This window comes from Hymenobacter sp. 5516J-16 (assembly GCF_022919335.1).
Classification (GTDB): Bacteria; Bacteroidota; Bacteroidia; order Cytophagales; family Hymenobacteraceae; genus Hymenobacter; species Hymenobacter sublimis.
In genome coordinates this window covers 3,138,267-3,154,763 of record NZ_CP095058.1, presented here as the reverse complement: position 1 = coordinate 3,154,763, position 16,497 = coordinate 3,138,267, and the positions used below count along the sequence as shown (strand labels likewise).

The 16,497-nt window shown below is 58.9% G+C and carries 19 protein-coding genes; 10 read left to right on the top strand and 9 right to left on the bottom strand.

Translation table 11 applies throughout. The features are described from left to right. Positions 1 to 14: 14 nt before the first annotated feature. The 5 genes from MUN84_RS15735 (at position 15) to MUN84_RS15715 (ending at position 4,298) form a co-directional block, all read left to right on the top strand. Entirely contained in the window at positions 15 to 1,010 is a 996-nt protein-coding gene (locus MUN84_RS15735) for an alpha/beta hydrolase (protein WP_244694973.1), read from the top strand. 420 nt (positions 1,011 to 1,430) lie between these two features. Then, positions 1,431 to 1,961: a glycine zipper 2TM domain-containing protein gene (locus tag MUN84_RS15730; protein WP_244694971.1), complete on the top strand. Its 531-nt coding sequence runs from the start codon at positions 1,431 to 1,433 to the stop codon at positions 1,959 to 1,961. Between the two features lie 97 nt (positions 1,962 to 2,058). Then, complete coding sequence (locus MUN84_RS15725) at positions 2,059 to 2,535, top strand: DUF4440 domain-containing protein (protein ID WP_244694970.1); 477 nt, start codon at positions 2,059 to 2,061, stop codon at positions 2,533 to 2,535. Positions 2,536 to 3,063: 528 nt separating this feature from the next. Next, entirely contained in the window at positions 3,064 to 3,858 is a 795-nt protein-coding gene (locus MUN84_RS15720) for an MFS transporter (protein WP_244694968.1), read from the top strand. Beyond that, positions 3,813 to 4,298: a hypothetical protein gene (locus MUN84_RS15715; protein WP_244694967.1), complete on the top strand. Its 486-nt coding sequence runs from the start codon at positions 3,813 to 3,815 to the stop codon at positions 4,296 to 4,298. The genes MUN84_RS15720 and MUN84_RS15715 overlap by 46 nt, the downstream gene beginning before the upstream one ends. Before the next feature lie 162 nt (positions 4,299 to 4,460). Here MUN84_RS15715 and rfbD read toward each other — a convergent pair whose 3' ends face one another. The 5 genes from rfbD to MUN84_RS15690 form a co-directional block, all read right to left on the bottom strand. Beyond that, positions 4,461 to 5,321, bottom strand: a complete 861-nt coding sequence (gene rfbD / locus MUN84_RS15710) for a dTDP-4-dehydrorhamnose reductase (RefSeq protein WP_244694965.1) — start codon at positions 5,319 to 5,321, stop codon at positions 4,461 to 4,463. 79 nt (positions 5,322 to 5,400) lie between these two features. After that, a complete protein-coding gene (locus tag MUN84_RS15705; protein WP_244694963.1) occupies positions 5,401 to 6,369 on the bottom strand; it encodes a TIGR03915 family putative DNA repair protein in 969 nt (322 codons plus the stop codon). Between the two features lie 147 nt (positions 6,370 to 6,516). After that, entirely contained in the window at positions 6,517 to 7,383 is an 867-nt protein-coding gene (locus MUN84_RS15700) for an alpha/beta fold hydrolase (protein WP_244694962.1), read from the bottom strand. 56 nt (positions 7,384 to 7,439) lie between these two features. Next, positions 7,440 to 7,625: a hypothetical protein gene (locus MUN84_RS15695; protein WP_244694960.1), complete on the bottom strand. Its 186-nt coding sequence runs from the start codon at positions 7,623 to 7,625 to the stop codon at positions 7,440 to 7,442. Positions 7,626 to 7,718: 93 nt separating this feature from the next. Further along, on the bottom strand, positions 7,719 to 8,987 hold the full coding sequence (locus MUN84_RS15690; RefSeq protein ID WP_244694959.1) for a putative DNA modification/repair radical SAM protein: 1,269 nt from the start codon (positions 8,985 to 8,987) through the stop codon (positions 7,719 to 7,721). A gap of 271 nt (positions 8,988 to 9,258) precedes the next feature. On the opposite strand from MUN84_RS15690, the gene MUN84_RS15685 reads away from it, so the two are divergent. The 5 genes from MUN84_RS15685 to MUN84_RS15665 all read left to right on the top strand — a co-directional run bounded on the left by MUN84_RS15685 (position 9,259) and on the right by MUN84_RS15665 (position 13,766). Next, the gene (locus MUN84_RS15685) at positions 9,259 to 10,776 is read left to right on the top strand and encodes a hypothetical protein (protein ID WP_244694957.1); all 1,518 of its coding nucleotides are present in this window, start codon (positions 9,259 to 9,261) and stop codon (positions 10,774 to 10,776) included. Continuing rightward, on the top strand, positions 10,773 to 11,102 hold the full coding sequence (locus MUN84_RS15680) for a hypothetical protein (protein ID WP_244694956.1): 330 nt from the start codon (positions 10,773 to 10,775) through the stop codon (positions 11,100 to 11,102). Before MUN84_RS15685 ends, MUN84_RS15680 begins: the two co-directional genes overlap by 4 nt. A gap of 279 nt (positions 11,103 to 11,381) precedes the next feature. Further along, positions 11,382 to 12,215: a S1 RNA-binding domain-containing protein gene (locus MUN84_RS15675; RefSeq protein ID WP_244694954.1), complete on the top strand. Its 834-nt coding sequence runs from the start codon at positions 11,382 to 11,384 to the stop codon at positions 12,213 to 12,215. A 251-nt stretch (positions 12,216 to 12,466) separates the two neighbouring features. Beyond that, entirely contained in the window at positions 12,467 to 13,138 is a 672-nt protein-coding gene (locus tag MUN84_RS15670; protein ID WP_244694952.1) for an NAD-dependent epimerase/dehydratase family protein, read from the top strand. A 58-nt stretch (positions 13,139 to 13,196) separates the two neighbouring features. After that, on the top strand, positions 13,197 to 13,766 hold the full coding sequence (locus MUN84_RS15665; protein WP_244694950.1) for a hypothetical protein: 570 nt from the start codon (positions 13,197 to 13,199) through the stop codon (positions 13,764 to 13,766). Between the two features lie 165 nt (positions 13,767 to 13,931). Here the strand turns inward: MUN84_RS15665 and MUN84_RS15660 are convergent, their stop codons facing one another. From MUN84_RS15660 to MUN84_RS15645, 4 genes are all read right to left on the bottom strand, one after another. Next, positions 13,932 to 14,216, bottom strand: a complete 285-nt coding sequence (locus MUN84_RS15660; protein ID WP_244694948.1) for a hypothetical protein — start codon at positions 14,214 to 14,216, stop codon at positions 13,932 to 13,934. A 355-nt stretch (positions 14,217 to 14,571) separates the two neighbouring features. After that, the gene (locus MUN84_RS15655) at positions 14,572 to 15,054 is read right to left on the bottom strand and encodes an OmpH family outer membrane protein (protein ID WP_244694947.1); all 483 of its coding nucleotides are present in this window, start codon (positions 15,052 to 15,054) and stop codon (positions 14,572 to 14,574) included. Continuing rightward, positions 15,048 to 15,227, bottom strand: a complete 180-nt coding sequence (locus MUN84_RS15650) for a hypothetical protein (RefSeq protein ID WP_244694945.1) — start codon at positions 15,225 to 15,227, stop codon at positions 15,048 to 15,050. Before MUN84_RS15650 ends, MUN84_RS15655 begins: the two co-directional genes overlap by 7 nt. A 116-nt stretch (positions 15,228 to 15,343) precedes the next feature. Further along, positions 15,344 to 16,426: a succinylglutamate desuccinylase/aspartoacylase family protein gene (locus MUN84_RS15645; RefSeq protein ID WP_244694943.1), complete on the bottom strand. Its 1,083-nt coding sequence runs from the start codon at positions 16,424 to 16,426 to the stop codon at positions 15,344 to 15,346. Positions 16,427 to 16,497 lie beyond the last annotated feature (71 nt).

The following is a 16,497-nucleotide window of genomic DNA, read 5'->3' as shown; positions in this document are numbered from 1 at the left end:
CCTACCTTCCCACTATGCGCAAACTTCTCTTCTTACTAGTCTGCCTTCTTATTGTGACGTTCGCTCAGGCCCAAAACCAGCCGGTCATTCCGCTTTACTCCGGCGCTGTTCCCAATTTCAAGGCCAGTAGCATCCAGGAAGTAGTGGATAAGCAAGCCAACGGCAGAATCCGGATTTCTCAGGTGGTACAGCCGACGCTGACGGTATATAAGTCTGCCAAAGCCAACGGCACGGCCGTTATTATTTGTCCGGGTGGAGGATACGCGCGTTTGGCCATGGACCACGAGGGCTACGATGTGGCCCGGCGGCTCAACGAAATGGGCATCACGGCATTTGTGCTAAAATACCGCCTACCGAATGCCCAGAGCCAGACCGATAAATCTGTGGTACCCCTGCTTGATGCCCAGCAGGCTATCCGGCTGGTGCGGCAGCGCGCCGCCGAGTTCGGCGTAAACCCCAGCCGGGTTGGGCTGATGGGCTTTTCGGCGGGCGGACACCTGGCTTCTACGGCCGGCACGCACTTCGCTACCCCCGTCGGCGATACTAAGGATAAAACCTCCGTGCGGCCCGATTTTCTGATGCTGCTGTACCCGGTTATCAGCTTCTCCGACGAGCTCATGCACGCTGGCTCCCGCACTAACCTTATCGGCGAGAAGCCTGCTACAGACCAAATCAGGCTATATTCCAACGAATTGCAGGTAACCGCCCAAACGCCGCCTACCTTCCTGGTACACGCTGCCGATGACCAGACGGTGAAAGTGCAGAACAGCCTAGCTTTCTACGAGGCCTGCCTGCAGCACCAAGTACCCGCTGAAATGCACCTCTACCCCAAGGCGGCCACGGCTTTGGCATGCTCAACAAAACCACCAAAGACAACTGGACCGACCGCCTCCAGAATTGGCTGGATGCCGGCGGCTGGCTGCGCTAAAGCAGCTCTTCCCAGCCTACCTCCTCCCCGCCCCACCATACTTCGGTGCCCACTGGCACGGGCGCGGCACCTTCTTGGGTAAGTAGCAGGGCGCGCATGGCGGACTCCTCGGCACGGGCTATTTCCTCTACCATCGCCACGGCGGACTCCCGATGGCCGGCGGGGTAGTGCAGCAGAAGCCGCAGAGACGTGTGCAAGGCGAGTTTCTGGAGTTTGGGCACCTGCTTTTCAGGTAGTAGCAGTATGCCCAGCCCAGGTAGTGAAATTTTTTTATCAACCCGGAATAATAACGTTTGTTTCATACCTGGCTGTACGCAAAAACCTTGATAACGAAGAAATAAAGCACATTTTCAGCAAATAACTCAGGGTAGAAAAAAGCGCCGTCTTCGCCTACTGTTGGGCTAAACCTGGGGTTGATTCGGTTCGTATTGGCATGGTGCTTGTAAAACTGAGTTCAGGGCTACTGCTTAACCAGCCCACTGAACCTTAAACTTCTCTCGCCATGAAAAAGGTAAGTTTGCTTCTCGCCCTCGTGATGTTCTTCACTACCATCGCCTCCAGCTTTGCCCAGGACCGCAAGGTTAGCTCCAGCGCCAAAGGTGCCATTATTGGTGGTCTGGGTGGTGCCGCAGCCGGTGCGCTTATTAACAAGCGGAACCGCGTAGTGGGTGGTGCCGTGGGTGGTGCCGCTGGTGCCGGTCTGGGCTACAGCATCGGTCGGACCGCCGACAACAAACGCCGCGCCGAGGCAGCCCGCGTAGCCGCCGCCAACCGTGCTGAGCAGCGCCGCGCTGCCGCTTACCGCGCTGGCATTGCCCGCGGCGAAGCTAAAGCTCGCGCCAATAACAACGCCGCGCTGGCTGCTGCCGCCGCTGCCCCAGCTGCCGCTCCGGCCATGATGAACAGCTTCGGCGCTCCGGCCGCTGGTGCTCCTACCTCGCTGGCTATGAGCTCGGCCTACCTGCCTAACAACAACTACGGTGCCCGCGACGCCGCTTATCCGACCTCGGAAGTACGTCGTAAGAGCTGGTAGTCCCGCTTTTTCCTGTAGCTTCAACGCCCAGGCCCCGGGCCTGGGCGTTTTGTTTCCTTCTTTTCTCCCCGTTCTGCCTCACCTAACCTCTGTTCCCATGAAACCTCTTGTTGGTTTTCTGCTTGGGAGTGCCGCACTGCTGGCCTCCTCCTGCTCGGCGCCTAAGCCTGATGACGCCGCTACTGCTGTTGATGTGAAAAGCCTCAACCAGCAATTTATCGGCGCCTGGAACGCCAAAAACACGGCCGCTCTCGATACGCTGCTAGCCGACGACGTGCAGTACGCCCAAGGCGCTACCCGCTTTAATGGCAAATCAGAAGTATCGGATAAGTGGGTGCGCGCTACCATGGGCACGATTGCCGACCTGAAACTCTACGGTACTAGCGCCGGCACCGACGCTAATACGGCTTACGAGGCCGGCACTTTCTCCACGGAGGTGCTACCCGAAGCTCCTGGCCAGCCCAGCGGCGAAGGCGAAGGCAACTTCATTCTGCTCTGGAAGAAAAACAAGAAAAACGCCTGGAAGCTCAGCTACGTGCAGCTCGAAGGCCTCCCTGTGAAAGTCAGCAACTAGCCTTAGCCTAACAAGGCTTCTTTAGCATTGCTAGATAAAGCCTGTCTTTAACTCCTCCTTAAAAACAGCAACAAGCTCTGACCAGTAGGCCAGAGCTTGTTGCTGTTTGTGTTATTATTACACAAACAGCACGCCCCGCTGCACGTGCTCAAGCCTTTTGCCTGCCACCTACGGCACCTAGCTTCGAGCACCGCAAAGAACTTTTGCCCCTAATCACAGCCTTGCTATAAGACTTATTTCCGCATGATGAAGTCTGCTGCTTTGCGCTGGAGATTGAGCTTGAATGGCTATAATCGGCAACTGTCTCCGTGCGGGTTCCAACAATGCTTCTCTGTTTTAGAAGCTGTCCTGCCAACCGAAGGCTTTGCGCCGGACCTATACAAAAAGCAGTACGCGGCAGGCTAAGTTAGCTTCGCTGTTTGGGGGTAGCTGCCAGTCCCTCTTAAAAGTAATACAACCTTCCGCTCCGGAAAGCTGTTAGCTGAGGCCACCCTAGCGGCCTTAGTTAAGCCGCCGCGCGTTACCCGTATGAGAGAAGCAGTAGCGGCTGAAGCTCAGCCCGTGATAGAGGACGCTCGTCCTACCCCTTCCCACCCTCTGGCCCCGGCCCTGGTTTGGCTGATGGCCATTACCTGCGGGCTGGTAGTGGCTAACATCTACTACAACCAACCGCTGCTGGCCGAAATCGGGCGCACGTTTGGGGTGGCCGAAAGCCGGGTGAGCCTGGTGGCTACCATTACCCAAGTGGGCTACACCCTAGGCCTACTGCTGGTAGTGCCCCTGGGCGACAAGCGGGAGCGAAAAAGCCTGATTCTGACCCTGCTACTGTGCGCCGCCGGGTGCATGGCCGGGGCTGCCTCTGCGCCTACCTTTGCTTTGCTGGCCACTGCCAGCTTGCTGATCGGCATTTTCTCGGCCGTGCCACAGCTGCTGATTCCCATGGCGGCCTCCCTGGCCAGCGACGAAGAGCGCGGCCGCGTGGTGGGCAAGGTGATGAGTGGGCTGCTGATTGGCATTCTGCTCTCACGCACCATCAGTGGCTACGTGGGGCTGCACTTTGGCTGGCGCACCATGTTTTGGGTTGGTGCCGGGGTAATGGTGGTACTCACGGGTATTCTGGCCCGCATGCTGCCACGCAACCAGCCCCAGTTTGCGGGTAGCTACGGCAGTCTGCTCCGGTCATTGGGCACGCTCACGCGGGAGCTGCCGGTGCTGCGGCGCTCGGCGCTGGTGGGGCCTGCATGTTTGCCGGCTTCAGTGCATTCTGGACTACCCTCGTGTTCTTCCTGGAAAGCGACGCCTACCACTACCACGCCGACGTAGCTGGTCTGTTTGGCCTTATTGGCGCCAGTGGGGCCTTTGCCGCTTCCTTCGCCGGTAAATCAGCCGATAGCAAAGGCGCCGACTACGCCCTCAACCTCGGCATACTGTTGTTTCTGGGTGCCTACCTGCTGCTGGGCTTTGGGGGTTATTACTTACTTGGGCTTATCATCGGGGTCGTGATTCTGGATGTGGGCCAGCAGATGACCCACATTTCCAACCAAGCCCGCATCTTCACGCTCCGCCCCGAAGCCCGCAGCCGCCTTAACACCGTGTATATGACGGCCTGCTTTATTGGGGCCTCCGCCGGTTCCTTAATCGGCGGTATAGCCTGGTCCCATGTTGCGTGGCCGGGCGTGTGCGGCGTTGGGCTGGGGTTTGTGGCGCTGGCGTACGTACTGAATCGGTTTTATGAGCGGGGCACAGCACCAGTTTCGCGCTAGTTTGCGGGCCGTTTGCTCTTTCAATTCGTAGCCGGCCCTCCTGTTCTCTTCCTGCTCACCATCATCCAGACAATTCTGTCGGTTGTCTACTACAGCAAAAAGGCCCTGCGACGCGCAATACGTGTCGCGGGGCCTTTTTCGGCTCAGTATATTAGGATAAATCTATGCCTCTAGACGGCTCAGACACACCTTCAAACTCTCGCGCCAGTGCGGAATGGCCACGCCAAGCTGGGTTTTGGCCTTGGTCTTGTCCATGACGGAATAGGCAGGGCGGGTGGCCTTGGTAGGGTATTCGGCGGTACGGATGGGAAGGGTGCGCACCGGCGTATTGCTCAGCTCGAAAATGGCCACGGCGAAATCGTACCAGGAGGTCAGGCCCTCGTTGCTGTAGTGGTAGATGCCGTACTGCTGGCTCTGGCTTTCGATAATGGTGAGGATGCAGCCGGCCAAGTCAATGGCGTAAGTAGGCGTGCCGGCTTGGTCCCAGATAACATTCATTTCTTCCCGCTCCCGACCAAACCGAAGCATCGTTTTTACGAAGTTACCGGCGTATTCTGAGTACAACCAGCTGGTACGCAGGATGAAGTATTGGCTGGTGTGGGCCGGAATTACCTGTTCCCCTTCCAGCTTGGTAAGGCCATACACACTAATGGGCGTAGCCTCGTCGGTTTCCAGTAGGGGCGTGTTGCCAGTGCCAGCAAACACGAAATCGGTGGAAATGTGGATGAACGTGGTGCCATGCTCGCCGCACAGCCGGGCCAAGTTCTCGGCCCCGTCGCGGTTTACTTTGCGGGCAATATCCACCTCGTCCTCGGCCTTGTCCACGGCGGTGTAGGCAGCGCAGTTGATGATATAAGCCGGCTGGTACTGGGCAAACACGGCCTGCAGGGCCTCCACGTTCAGGATGTTGGCTTGGTCCTCGGGTAGGAAAACCAAGTTGGTTAGGTTGCGCTCCTTGGCAACGTGTTGCAGGCATTGGCCTAATTGCCCGGAGGCTCCAAAAACGAGCGTAGTAGAACCCATAGAATAGGTAGTAAGGCGGAGGAAAGGCGAAGAATTTCAGAGCCCAAAAACGACAACTTGGGTCTGGAATGGGTGCAAATTAGCCTTTTTCCTCCTGCGGCGCACTACTCCCACTGCCTAGGACTGGCCCACCGGGCTGCACTGGCCGCTTGTTCTTGATGGGCTCGAAGCGCTGCTCCCGGGGCTGCTTTTCGCTGAGGTAGCGCCAGTAACGCAAGGGTATATGGCGCCGGTGCAGCTTCATGTTTTTGCGCTCCGGAATGTTCACGTGGTCAAAGTACGACTGCCACAGAAGCTTGAACAGGGGCTCCCGCTCGTCCAGGACGGTAGCGGAAATGTCGGTGGTCCGCTGCGGGGTAGTCGTTTCAAATTGCACCACATCGGTGCGGGTCAGGTCGTAATACAAACCGTAGCGGCGGCGGCGGTCAAAAATCAGCCAGCGCTGGTCGGCGTAGCGCTTGGTAAAATGAGGGGCAATCAGCGGCAGCACATCAAAGTCGGGGTCGATGGTGGCGTGAAACAGTCCGTCGGAGGTTTTTTCGAAGCGCACGAAGGCTTCCATACGGTGCTTTTCGCGGTACATCTGCTGGGCAATACCGGCAATGCGGCGCACGTTGTCGTCGGCGTAGTTGTCGGAAATGTCGCGGCCGGCGCGCATGGCCAAGTCGGCGTAGCGGAAGATGAGTAGCTCCCGATCAGGCTGTTCACTTAAAAACGTGTGAAACAAGCGGGTGCGCGCTTCCTGGTCCATGTGGCGTAGCAGGCCTTCCCATACCCGCGCCGCCGTGGCCTCGTGGGTATCAATCTGGACGGGCTGGGCAAACAAGCCACCCTGCACTGCCCCCAACGGCTGAATGCTATTGGGCGCCGCCTTCCGGTCGTAGATGTTAAATAGCACCGTCAGCAACCCCTCAAACGAGCCATCATAGGCGTAATCTAGCGGCGGGTTAGTCAGCTGCACCACGGCGCGGCGCGGTGCTACCGAGGCCGGCGCTTTCGTAGCTGGAACACCTTTGCGAGGACGAATGGGCTGAAGCGAACGGCTCATGGCAAGATGAATGGGATTGGAAGTAATAGCGTACGCGCGGGCGTCTTGTCGTAGTCAGAGATATTGCTGCAGGTGCCTCAGCAGTCAGGCTAAGAATACAGCGCCATACGGCCTATAATGCCTCGGCGCCGACGGTAGGCTGCGCTTCTACGGCCGCTGCAGAAACTCTAATAGCAGCTTATTTACTGCTGCGGGCTCTTCTTGGTGCAGCCAGTGGGTAGCGCGGTCGAAGTACGTCAGCTCGCCTTGCTCGCACATTTCCAGGCTTAACTGAGCTAGCCCAGGTTCCAGGAAGGCGTCTTGCTTACCCCAGAGCAGCCGAACAGGAATGGCAATGCGGCCCGGCCGGCCCGTTTGGCGAGCGTTACGAAATGCGGCGCGGTACCAATTAATCATGCCAGTAACGGCCCCCGGCTGGGCCCAGGCCTCCGTGTACATGCGCAGGTCCGCGGTAGTGAACGTACCCGGCCAACTCGTGCCGCGCACCGCACCGCGGCCAAACCGAAACCCGCGCCGCCGGAATAGCTGCTCCGGTAGCCAGGGCAGTTGAAAAAAGAAGATGTACCAGCTTTTCACCACTTGGCGGGGTGTGCGGCGCAGAGCCCGACCGAGTACGGCCGGATGAGGAACGTTGAGGATGGCTACCCGGTGTAGGCGCTCGGGGTAGTGGGCCGCCAGCCACCACGTTACGGCCGCGCCCCAATCGTGCCCTATTACTACGGCTTTTTCCTGGCCGGCTACATCCAGAAGGCCCAGCATGTCGGCTCCTAGTTGCCCGATGCGGTAATCGGCCACGCGGGTTGGTTTGTCGCTGAGGTTGTAGCCGCGCTGATCGGGGGCCCACACGCGGTAGCCAGCCGCCGCCAGGGCCTGAAGCTGATGGCGCCACCCGTACCAGAACTCCGGAAACCCGTGCAGCAGCAAAACCAGAGGTCCACTGACGGGGCCACACTGCACCACGTGTAGCCTAATGCCATTGGTTGAAACGTGGTGGTGTTCAAGGGTGAAAGTCATACGCTTCCTACCCCGCCCACCGCCGCAAGGTTACCGCTTCAACTTTCACATGTTGCTTACGCCGCCTCTGAACGTCGCCCGCTGCGGGCGGCATTGGTGCGGGCTACCTCGCGGTGAAGCTGCTGCACCAGCGGCAACAAATCCGAGAGCTTACAGCAGCAGGCAATACGGGCAACTTTCATGGATTTGGCGGTTTCAGCGGAGGCGGCCGACGCGACGGCGGCGCGGTGAGAAATAGTCATGAGGCTTGGAGTTGAGCTATCAGGTAGTAGCTGCTAATAGTTCGAAGAAAGGTTCATCATCTTGACAGTCAGCAGCTAATACCTAACCGCTACTTAAGACGCTTGCGCGAAAAGGTCGAGCTGCTGGGTAACCAGGGCCGAGCGCACGGAACCGGCCCCGAACAGAATCTGGCGGCGAATGGTCTGCTCGTCGTAGTCGCGTTTTTCCAGAGCCTGCCCCCGACAGGTCAGGAAGAACTTGGCCCGCTTGAGCACCACCCCAAACTTGTGCAGGTGGTCCAGCGTGACGGGCGCGAACCGGCGGGCGGCCACAATGCGCTTGGCCGAGCGGGCCCCTACCCCCGGAATGCGCAGAATCATTTCGTAGTCGGCCGTATTCACGTCCACCGGAAACACGTGGCGGTTGCGTAGGGCCCAAGCCAGCTTCGGGTCAATTTCCAGGTCGAGGAAAGGGTGCGCGGGGTCCAAGATTTCATCGGCCTGGAAGCCGTAAAAGCGCATCAGCCAGTCGGTTTGGTAGAGGCGGTGCTCCCGGATCAGGGGCGGCTGCGTGACCTGGGGCAGGCGGGCGTCGTCGGTGACGGGAATGTAGCCCGAGTAGTACACGCGCTTCAGCCCGTAGCCTTTGTAGAGCGAGTCGGTGAGGCTGATGATCTGCAGGTCGTTTTCCGCCGACGCGCCCACAATGAGTTGGGTGCTTTGGCCGGCGGTGGCAAACTGTGGCACTTTCTTAAACAGGGCCTTTTCGTCCTTATTCTGCTGAATACCGTCCCGAATCTGGGCCATTGGCGTCAGAATCTCCTGGTAGTTTTTCTCCGGGGCCAGGTTCTGCAGGGCCATTTCCGAGGGCAGCTCAATATTCACGCTCAGACGGTCGGCGTACAGGCCAGCCTCCTGAATCAGCTCTTCGGAAGCGCCGGGAATGGCCTTCACGTGAATGTAGCCGTTGAACTTGTGCTCCGTGCGCAGCTTTTTAATAATGCGCACCAGCCGCTCCATGGTATAGTCGGGCGAGGAGAAAATACCGGAACTCAAGAACAGCCCTTCGATGTAGTTACGACGGTAGAAGTTCATGGTCAAGTCCACGACTTCGTCCACGGTGAAGGCGGCGCGCTTCACGTCGTTGCTGCGGCGCGAGACGCAGTAGGCGCAGTCGAAAATGCAGTGGTTGGTCAGCAGAATCTTGAGCAGGCTCACGCAACGGCCGTCTTCGGTGTAGCTGTGGCAGATGCCCATGCCTTCGGCGTTGCCTAAGCCTTTGTCCTCATTTTTGCGCTTGCCGCCGCTGCTGGAGCACGATACGTCGTACTTCGCGGCATCTGCCAAAATACTTAGCTTTTCCTGAATACGCTGGTCGTTCATCGGGCCGGTTTCTTGGCTTAAAAATAGAATATTACGCGCGAATACGCATCATCTTATAAGGCTAATTTCTTTGGAAATGTTCCTTCACTAGAGATTTTCACTCGGCCAGTAATCCGCTCGTTTGCTCCTTATTTCCTTGCCGTTTACCCCCCACTACACGCCGCGCGAAATGCATTTGCGCTGTATCTTGCCAAGACTGGCTAATCGTAATTATGAAGTACCTGGTGTGGATGTGGGTAGTAGTGCTGGGGCTTGCTCTGGCCTCCTCGGCATGGGCCCAAACGCCGGCCCTCCCCTCCCCGATACGACCCGTTTGCCGGGCGCCCGCCCCGATTCCCTGCGCCGCCGCTTCGACCAGGAGCGCATGCTCAACAGCCTCAAGGCGTACACCAAGCGCAAGACCATAGCGGGAAAAGCCGCTTCAGCTCTGTTCAACTTTACCGAGCGGCGCGAAGACCAGGCCGGGCTGGATGCTACCCTGCTCGACCGGCAGTATGACCGGCACAACTACAAGGTCATTCGGCGCATCGACGTGCGCACGCTGGATGCCTTTGGGTACAGCATTTCCGACTCTACCCGCATTCCGCGCAACATTCTGGAAAAAGCAGGCAACACCTTCCACATCAAAACCAACAAGGCGCGGGTGCGCCAGGTGCTGCTGTTCCGGGAAGGCGACGAGTTGGAGCCCCAGGACTTGGCCGAATCGGAGCGCCTGTTGCGCCAGACCTCCGAGATTCTTGACGCCCGCGTGTTTGTGAATGAGCGCACCAGCTCGGCTGACAGCGTAGATGTGCTGGTCATCACCAAAGACGTTTTCAGCCTTAGCGGCACGTTTCAGCTGCGCGATGTGGAAGCCGGCATCATTGGCTTGCGCGACGTGAACTTCCTGGGTCTGGGCCACCAGTTCCGGAACCGTTATGAGTACGGCCGCAGCTTCAACGGGCCTGGGGGCCAAACCTGGCGCTACGACGGTAGTTACTTGGTGCCGTTCCGCAACTTCGTGTACGGGCAGGCGCGCTACCGCAACGAAACCCGCAACCGGGAAGCCGGCGTGCGGTTCAGCCGCGACTTTTACTCCGTGAATACCCAGTACGCCGGGGCGCTGAGCTACGATTTCGTGGACCGGCTGGTAGCTACGCGGGGAAGCGGCACGGCCGAGGACCCATACGTTTTCGATCCGCTGCGCTACAACATGCAAGATGCGTGGCTGGGTAGGGCCCTGCGGTTGAAAAGCTACGATTTGGGGTACGAAAACCCGGGCCGCGTCATTGTGTCGGGCCGGGTTATTCGCACCAACTACGCCCAGAAACCCACGGTTGATTATTTCAACGCCAATCTGGTGCTGGGCACCGTGGGCTATAGCATACGGCGTTACTATAAGGATAAGTACTTGTTTGGCTTTGGGCGCACCGAGGACATCCCGACGGGCACGCTGCTGAGCTTAACTACCGGCTACGAGTTTAATGAGGTGGCCAACCGCCGCTACTACGGCCTGCGGATGGCCTACGCCGGCTACCACCCGCAACGGGGCTACCTGTACCTGAACGGGGAATTTGGCTCCTACCTGCGCGGGCGCGACAACGACTGGCAACAGGGCTTGGTGAGCGGGGAGCTGCTGTATTTCACGCGTCTCTACCACACGGGCAACTACCAGTGGCGGCACTTCTTTTGGCAGCGCAGCAGCCTGGGGCTGAACCGGCGGCCGGGGAGCAGCCGCTCAGCATTGATGGTGAAAACGGCCTGCGCGGTTTTCAGCCCCAGGGCCTGCTACTGGGTACCAGCCGCGTGACGCTCAACTACGAGGCTACCCTGTTCACGCCCGTCTCGTTTTTGGGCTTCCGGATGGCGGGGGTGGCCTTTGCCGACGTGGCCTGGCTGAACGCCCGCACGCCCCGCCAGGTGCTCCCCTTCCAGGAGGCGCCCTACACTGGCTTCGGGCTGGGCCTGCGCTTCCGCAACGAGTACGCGGCCCTGCGCACCTTCCAAATTACCTTCGGCTTTTACCCCCGGGGCATGAGCGCGCCCAATGGTATCCGCGTGTTTGAAAACTCCCGGCCCTACTACGACTTCAGCGACTTTAGCTTCGGGCAGCCCGGGGTAGTGCGCTATCAGTAGTGAGGAATTGGGAATGAAGAACGAGGAACGAAGAATTAAAAATTGTTGGCCAGTAGCTTCTTCGGACCTTTACCGCGCGTAGAACCTGTTGCCTTTCCTACCAAGCCAAGCGAAAGAACGTTGCTTTTAACCTTGAACTCCTCTTTTCCTTTGTTGGAGGAAGGGGCCGGGAGTGAGGCAACCCGCTTAGACAACTCCCCTACAAGAGGACAGGATATTGCCCCTAGGCCTTGGGCCAGCGTTATTCCTCACTCTTTATTTCTCATTCTTCATTGACATATGAATCTTGGTGATTTCAACGAGCTGGAAGTAGCCCGCGAGGTAGACTTTGGCATGTACCTGACCTCCGACGACGGCGACCTGCTGCTCCCGCGCAAGTACATTCCGGCTGGTACGCACGTAGGCGACGTGGTGCGCGTGTTCGTGTACCGCGACTCGGAGGACCGGCTGATTGCCACCAACCTGGAGCCCTACGCGCGGGTAGGCCAGTTTGCCGCTCTCACCGTGCGCGACGTGACGCCCACCGGCGCCTTTCTGGATTGGGGCCTGGAGAAAGACCTGCTCCTGCCCTACCGCAACCTGCGCCGCACCCTGCGCCCCGGCGAGCGGGCCACCGTGTTCGTGTACTTGGATGAAGCTACCGACCGGATTGTGGCCTCGGCTAAGTGGGAGTGGTTTCTGAGCTCCGACCCGTTCCCGGGCAAAGCCGGCGACGCGGCCGACCTGTTCGTGGCCGAGGAAACAGACATGGGCTACAAGGTAATTGTGGATGGCACCCACCAGGGCCTGCTCTACCACAATGAGGTTTTCAAGCCCCTGCGCCTCGGCGACGTGCACACGGGCTACATCCGGCAGGTGCGGCCCGATGGCAAGCTCGACCTCAGCCTGCAGCGCCCCGGCTACGACGAAGCCGTGGCCGCCGCCGAAACCCTCCTGGCGGCCTTACGCCAGGCCGGCGGCACCCTACCCCTCGGCGACAAAAGTGAGCCGGATGATATTTACCGCCGGCTGGGCATGAGCAAGAAAATCTTTAAAAAGGCCCTGGGCTCTTTGTACAAGCAAGGAATGGTGGAGTTGGAGCCCGAGCAAACCCGGCTGGTGCCGGGCAAGTAAGTCACCTTGTTTCGCCTTTGCCCTGGTTTTCCTGGTGCTGCTCTAGCTAGCAGTGCCGGGAAAACTAGGGCATTGTTTTTCCCGGCACTGCCAGTAGGCCCTTGCGCATGCGAGGTTCTTGGTAACGGGCAACCCGGGGCGCGACCCGCGCATCTGCGCTCAGGAAAGGCAGCGTTTCAGCCAGCGGCACGTACCAGAAAAGGCGCCTTTTTTATTGCTCTCATTTTTTGCTGGCCCGTGACCCTCACCTTATGCAAAAAACTGCACTCATAGTCGGGGCCAGTGGCCTGGTGGGTAGCCAGTTGCTACCCTTGCTCCTCGCTTCGGGGCGGTACAACCGGGTTATTGCAATTGGCCGGCGGCCACTCCCGATCATGCACCCCAAACTGGAGCAGCGAATAGTAGATTTTGACCACTTAGAAGACCACCGCCTGCAGCTTATTGCCGACGACGTGTTCTGCTGCCTGGGCACGACGATGCGTCAGGCGGGCTCCAAGGAGGCATTTTACCGCGTCGACTACCTGTACGTGGCGAAGCTGGCGGCCCTGACGGCGGCCAACTTTGCGGCCCAGCTGCTAGTTGTTTCGGCCATGGGAGCCGACTCCCGTTCGCGCTTCTACTATAACCGGGTGAAAGGCGAAATGGAGGAAGCCGTGCGGCAGTTGCCGTTCCGTGCCATTCATTTCTTCCGGCCCTCCTTGCTGCTGGGCCCCCGCCCCGAAAAGCGCACGGGTGAGCAGTTTGGGGCGCTACTGCTGCGCCTGCTACGGCCGGTGCTGGTAGGGCGCCTACGCAGCTACCGAGCCGTGCCAGCTAGTGCCGTGGCCCAGGCCATGCTAAAAGCTGCCCAGCAGGAGGGCCACGGCCCGTACGTGCATCTTTCTGATGCCATTGCCGAAGATGGCTACGCAAGGCCGGTTTAATCCGGTCAATCTTGTACTTTTGCGGGACGTTTAACTATTTACTAGTTTCTTTTTCCGCATGAAGCGTTTCATTTTTGGTTTAGTAGCCCTAGGGCTGTTGGTAACTTCGGGAGGAGCCCAGGCGCAGAGCAAGAAGAAAAGTGGCGGCAGCGGCGCCGGCTACGAAACGGCCATTGGCCTGCGCGGCGGCGGCTGGTCGTCGGGCCTCACGTTCAAGCACTTCTTGAGCGGCAAGAACAACGTAGCCTTCGAAGGGCTGCTCACACGCGAATACCAAGCCCGGGGCGGCCGGCTCACGCTGCTGCTGGAAAAGCACCTTCCCGTCTCCGATTTTAAGGGCCTGCAGTTTTACTATGGCGCGGGCGGCCACATTGGCTCCTACGCCGGCCGCTACTACGTGCTGGATGGGCGCTACGTTCGAGGCAAGAAAAACGACTTCTACTACGCCTACTACCGCGACGACCGGAACTACATCGTAGGCGGGGCCGACCTGATTCTGGGCTTGGAGTACAAAATGGAAGATTTGCCCTTCACCGTGGGCGTCGACTATAAGCCCTTCTTCGAAGTATTTGATGGCTACACCGGTTTCTATAATGATGCGGCCCTGAGCCTGCGCTTCGCTTTTTAAGCACTACCGACATCGTTAGGGCTATAGTTAACCCGGTTCCGCTGATGGTGGGGCCGGGTTTTTCTGTACCCAGTCCTTTGCCAGCCCCCATATGCGGTAGTGTTTGCACAGCAACGCCCCACCAGTACGTTGGCAGGGCGTTGCTGGAAAGGAAAGCGGAGCCGGTTACCGCACCCAGATGTAGCGGTGCGGGCGCACGTTGTAGTACGGACGGGGCGCCGGTACTACCACCCTTCGGCGCGGCTCTACTACTACCACGCGAGGCGGTACCGGGCGGTAATAAGGACGCGGACGGTAGTACGGGCGGGGCCGGTAGCCAGGGCCATAATAAGGTCCCGGCCCGGTAGCAACTACTACTCCCGGCTGAGCGGTAGCCACGCAGCTTGGCAGCGCAGCAGCGGCCAGCAGCAGGACCAGGAATAAGGCAGAGAATTTCAGGAGCTTCTTCATAAGAACGAAATGCCACTTATCAGCGGCTGGTTTCCTCTTAGAAAGGCGTCAGTACCAAAGGTTTAATCCAGCACCGACGCCCTGCCGCTGTTTACGGTGCGGCTGCTTTCTATTTCATGCGCGCCACATGCAGCCAGAGCCTCTGCAAAAGACCATCATGCCAGGCATTCTGCGCATCAAGCAGAGCCGAAATGCGACGGTCAGTATTGTACTGAAAACAACCTCTTTTTCCTGTGCATGGCCAAGCACAACTGCCACGCCGAGCAAACTAGCTTATAGCAAAAACGCCGGCTTCCTTTTCGGGAAAGCCGGCGTTTCAAGATTTATATTCGCCTTGCGACGGGTAGCAGGCTGCTTACTTTTTAGCGCCGCGGTACTCGTCGTTGAGGTGCTTGAGGACCGGGGCGGTGATGTCGAGGTCTTCGCGGCCGTAGGCAATGGTGCCGCTGGGCGCAGCAATGAGAATCAGGCGGTAGCCATTTTGCTTACCGTATTTCTCTACTTGCTTGTTGATGCGCTCCAGCACTTGCTGAGTCATTTTGGCTTCCTCCTCCTGGGCTTGGCGCTGTAGCTTTTCTTGCTCTTGTGCAACCTGAACCTGGCGGCCCTGCAACTGCTGCTCCGTGGAAGCGCGCTGTTCCTGGGTCATACCCTCGGCCTTTTGTTGGTACTGCTGCACGGCCGTCTGGAAGCCTCGCACCAGCGTTTGGTTCTGAGCTTCCCAGCGGCGGGCTTTGGTTTCGAAGCTCTTGCGGGCGTCCTTCATGCCCTGGTAGCCATCCAGCAGCTTACCCGATTCTACGTAGGCCACTTTGTTAGTATCGGCTACGGCTACCACGTCGGCGGGCTCATCCGTGACGGTGGCGGCGCTGGTGGTATCGGTGGGGTAGCAACTACGGCCACTGGTTTCTTGCCGGCCGCGGCAGGTTTGCTGGCAAAATGCAGGTAGAACAGCACGGCCACTGCCAGGGCCAATACCACGTTGATGATAAGTTGAACGGAGTTTTTCATTCAAATAAAAAGGAAGAAGACAAAGCACCGCAGTACGGCCAGTCAAAGTAAAGCAAAATGCCGGGAGATACCGGAACAAGCCTTACCGGGTAGTTGGCATGCAGAAACTACAGGCCCTACTCCCCGTCACGCAACATCTCCTCCCCGGCTTCCTCGTCCTCTTCTTCCGTTTCGAGCGGATTCATGGGCTTTTCCTCAAATGGAGCGCCCAAATCAACCCGGCTCGGCGACAAATCGGTACGGCCTACGTGCACCAAGGCGTCGCCCTGATTGACCACGGGCATATGATTTACCCCAATGATGTAGCCCGCCACCGGCGACTCCAGCCGCACAGAATTTTCCCCATAGGGGTCAGCCACGGAGCCAAACACCTCGCCTTTCTCAATGTACTGGCCCAGATGCACCAGGCTGCGGAACAGCCCCGCGTACTTGGCCCGCAGCCAGGTAGAGCGCATGCACACCACCGAGGGCCGGGCCGGCGGCGGTACGCTAGGCACCATGCCCAAGTGGTGCAACACCCGCAACGTACCAGCAATGCCCAGGTCAATGCCTTCCTCATCGAGGCGCAACGACTCACCGGTTTCGTACACGATAATGCGGCGCCCTTCCTGCATGGCGGTTTCGCGCAGGGAACCGGGGCGCAGGCCGGCGTGCAACGTGAATGGGGCTCCAAACGCTTCCGCCAGCGCATCGGTTTCCGCATCCTGGTGCAGTAGGCATCGAATCTGCGGAATGTTGGCCCGGGCTGCCCCGCCCGTGTGGAAATCAATACCGTAGTCAATCAGGGGCATGATTTCGCGCATGAAACGGTGGGCTACGCGGCTAGCCAGGGAGCCGCGCGGATTGCCCGGAAATGAGCGGTTCACGTCTTTGCCGTCGGGCACCTCTCGCGAGAAGTTCAGGAAGCCGTAAATATTGAGGATAGGAATGGCCAGAATGGTACCGCGCTGGGGCTGCAGCATCCGCCGCCGAATCAGACGCCGAATGGTTTCAATGCCGTTCACCTCGTCGCCGTGCAGACCCGCCATCAGCAGCACCGTGGGCCCCGCCTCAGTAGCCCGGAACACGTGCACCGGAATGTCAATTACGGTCCCGGAAGGCAGGCGCGAAATCACAAGCCGCGTCAGGACTTGCTCGCCGGGGGCAATGGTTAAGCCGTTCAGGTATAAGTCGACGGGTGCGGTGGTGTAGGTAGGCAAGGCAGTGCGGAATAACTTGATTTCTACGGGTCTACAAAAACCCGGCCGACCCTGCTTCGGCGTAAAACAAA

Excerpts from the sequence above, each read along its gene's own strand:
- MUN84_RS15730 (WP_244694971.1), top strand. The coding sequence starts at position 1,431 with ATGAAAAAGGTAAGTTTGCTTCTCGCCCTCGTGATGTTCTTCACTACC.
- rfbD (WP_244694965.1), bottom strand. The coding sequence starts at position 5,321 with ATGGGTTCTACTACGCTCGTTTTTGGAGCCTCCGGGCAATTAGGCCAA.
- MUN84_RS15695 (WP_244694960.1), bottom strand. The coding sequence starts at position 7,625 with ATGACTATTTCTCACCGCGCCGCCGTCGCGTCGGCCGCCTCCGCTGAA.
- MUN84_RS15660 (WP_244694948.1), bottom strand. The coding sequence starts at position 14,216 with ATGAAGAAGCTCCTGAAATTCTCTGCCTTATTCCTGGTCCTGCTGCTG.
- MUN84_RS15670 (WP_244694952.1), top strand. The coding sequence starts at position 12,467 with ATGCAAAAAACTGCACTCATAGTCGGGGCCAGTGGCCTGGTGGGTAGC.
- MUN84_RS15690 (WP_244694959.1), bottom strand. The coding sequence starts at position 8,987 with ATGAACGACCAGCGTATTCAGGAAAAGCTAAGTATTTTGGCAGATGCC.
- MUN84_RS15705 (WP_244694963.1), bottom strand. The coding sequence starts at position 6,369 with ATGAGCCGTTCGCTTCAGCCCATTCGTCCTCGCAAAGGTGTTCCAGCT.
- MUN84_RS15700 (WP_244694962.1), bottom strand. The coding sequence starts at position 7,383 with ATGACTTTCACCCTTGAACACCACCACGTTTCAACCAATGGCATTAGG.
- MUN84_RS15650 (WP_244694945.1), bottom strand. The coding sequence starts at position 15,227 with ATGAAAAACTCCGTTCAACTTATCATCAACGTGGTATTGGCCCTGGCA.
- MUN84_RS15685 (WP_244694957.1), top strand. The coding sequence starts at position 9,259 with ATGGGCCCAAACGCCGGCCCTCCCCTCCCCGATACGACCCGTTTGCCG.
- MUN84_RS15725 (WP_244694970.1), top strand. The coding sequence starts at position 2,059 with ATGAAACCTCTTGTTGGTTTTCTGCTTGGGAGTGCCGCACTGCTGGCC.
- MUN84_RS15735 (WP_244694973.1), top strand. The coding sequence starts at position 15 with ATGCGCAAACTTCTCTTCTTACTAGTCTGCCTTCTTATTGTGACGTTC.
- MUN84_RS15675 (WP_244694954.1), top strand. The coding sequence starts at position 11,382 with ATGAATCTTGGTGATTTCAACGAGCTGGAAGTAGCCCGCGAGGTAGAC.
- MUN84_RS15665 (WP_244694950.1), top strand. The coding sequence starts at position 13,197 with ATGAAGCGTTTCATTTTTGGTTTAGTAGCCCTAGGGCTGTTGGTAACT.
- MUN84_RS15720 (WP_244694968.1), top strand. The coding sequence starts at position 3,064 with ATGAGAGAAGCAGTAGCGGCTGAAGCTCAGCCCGTGATAGAGGACGCT.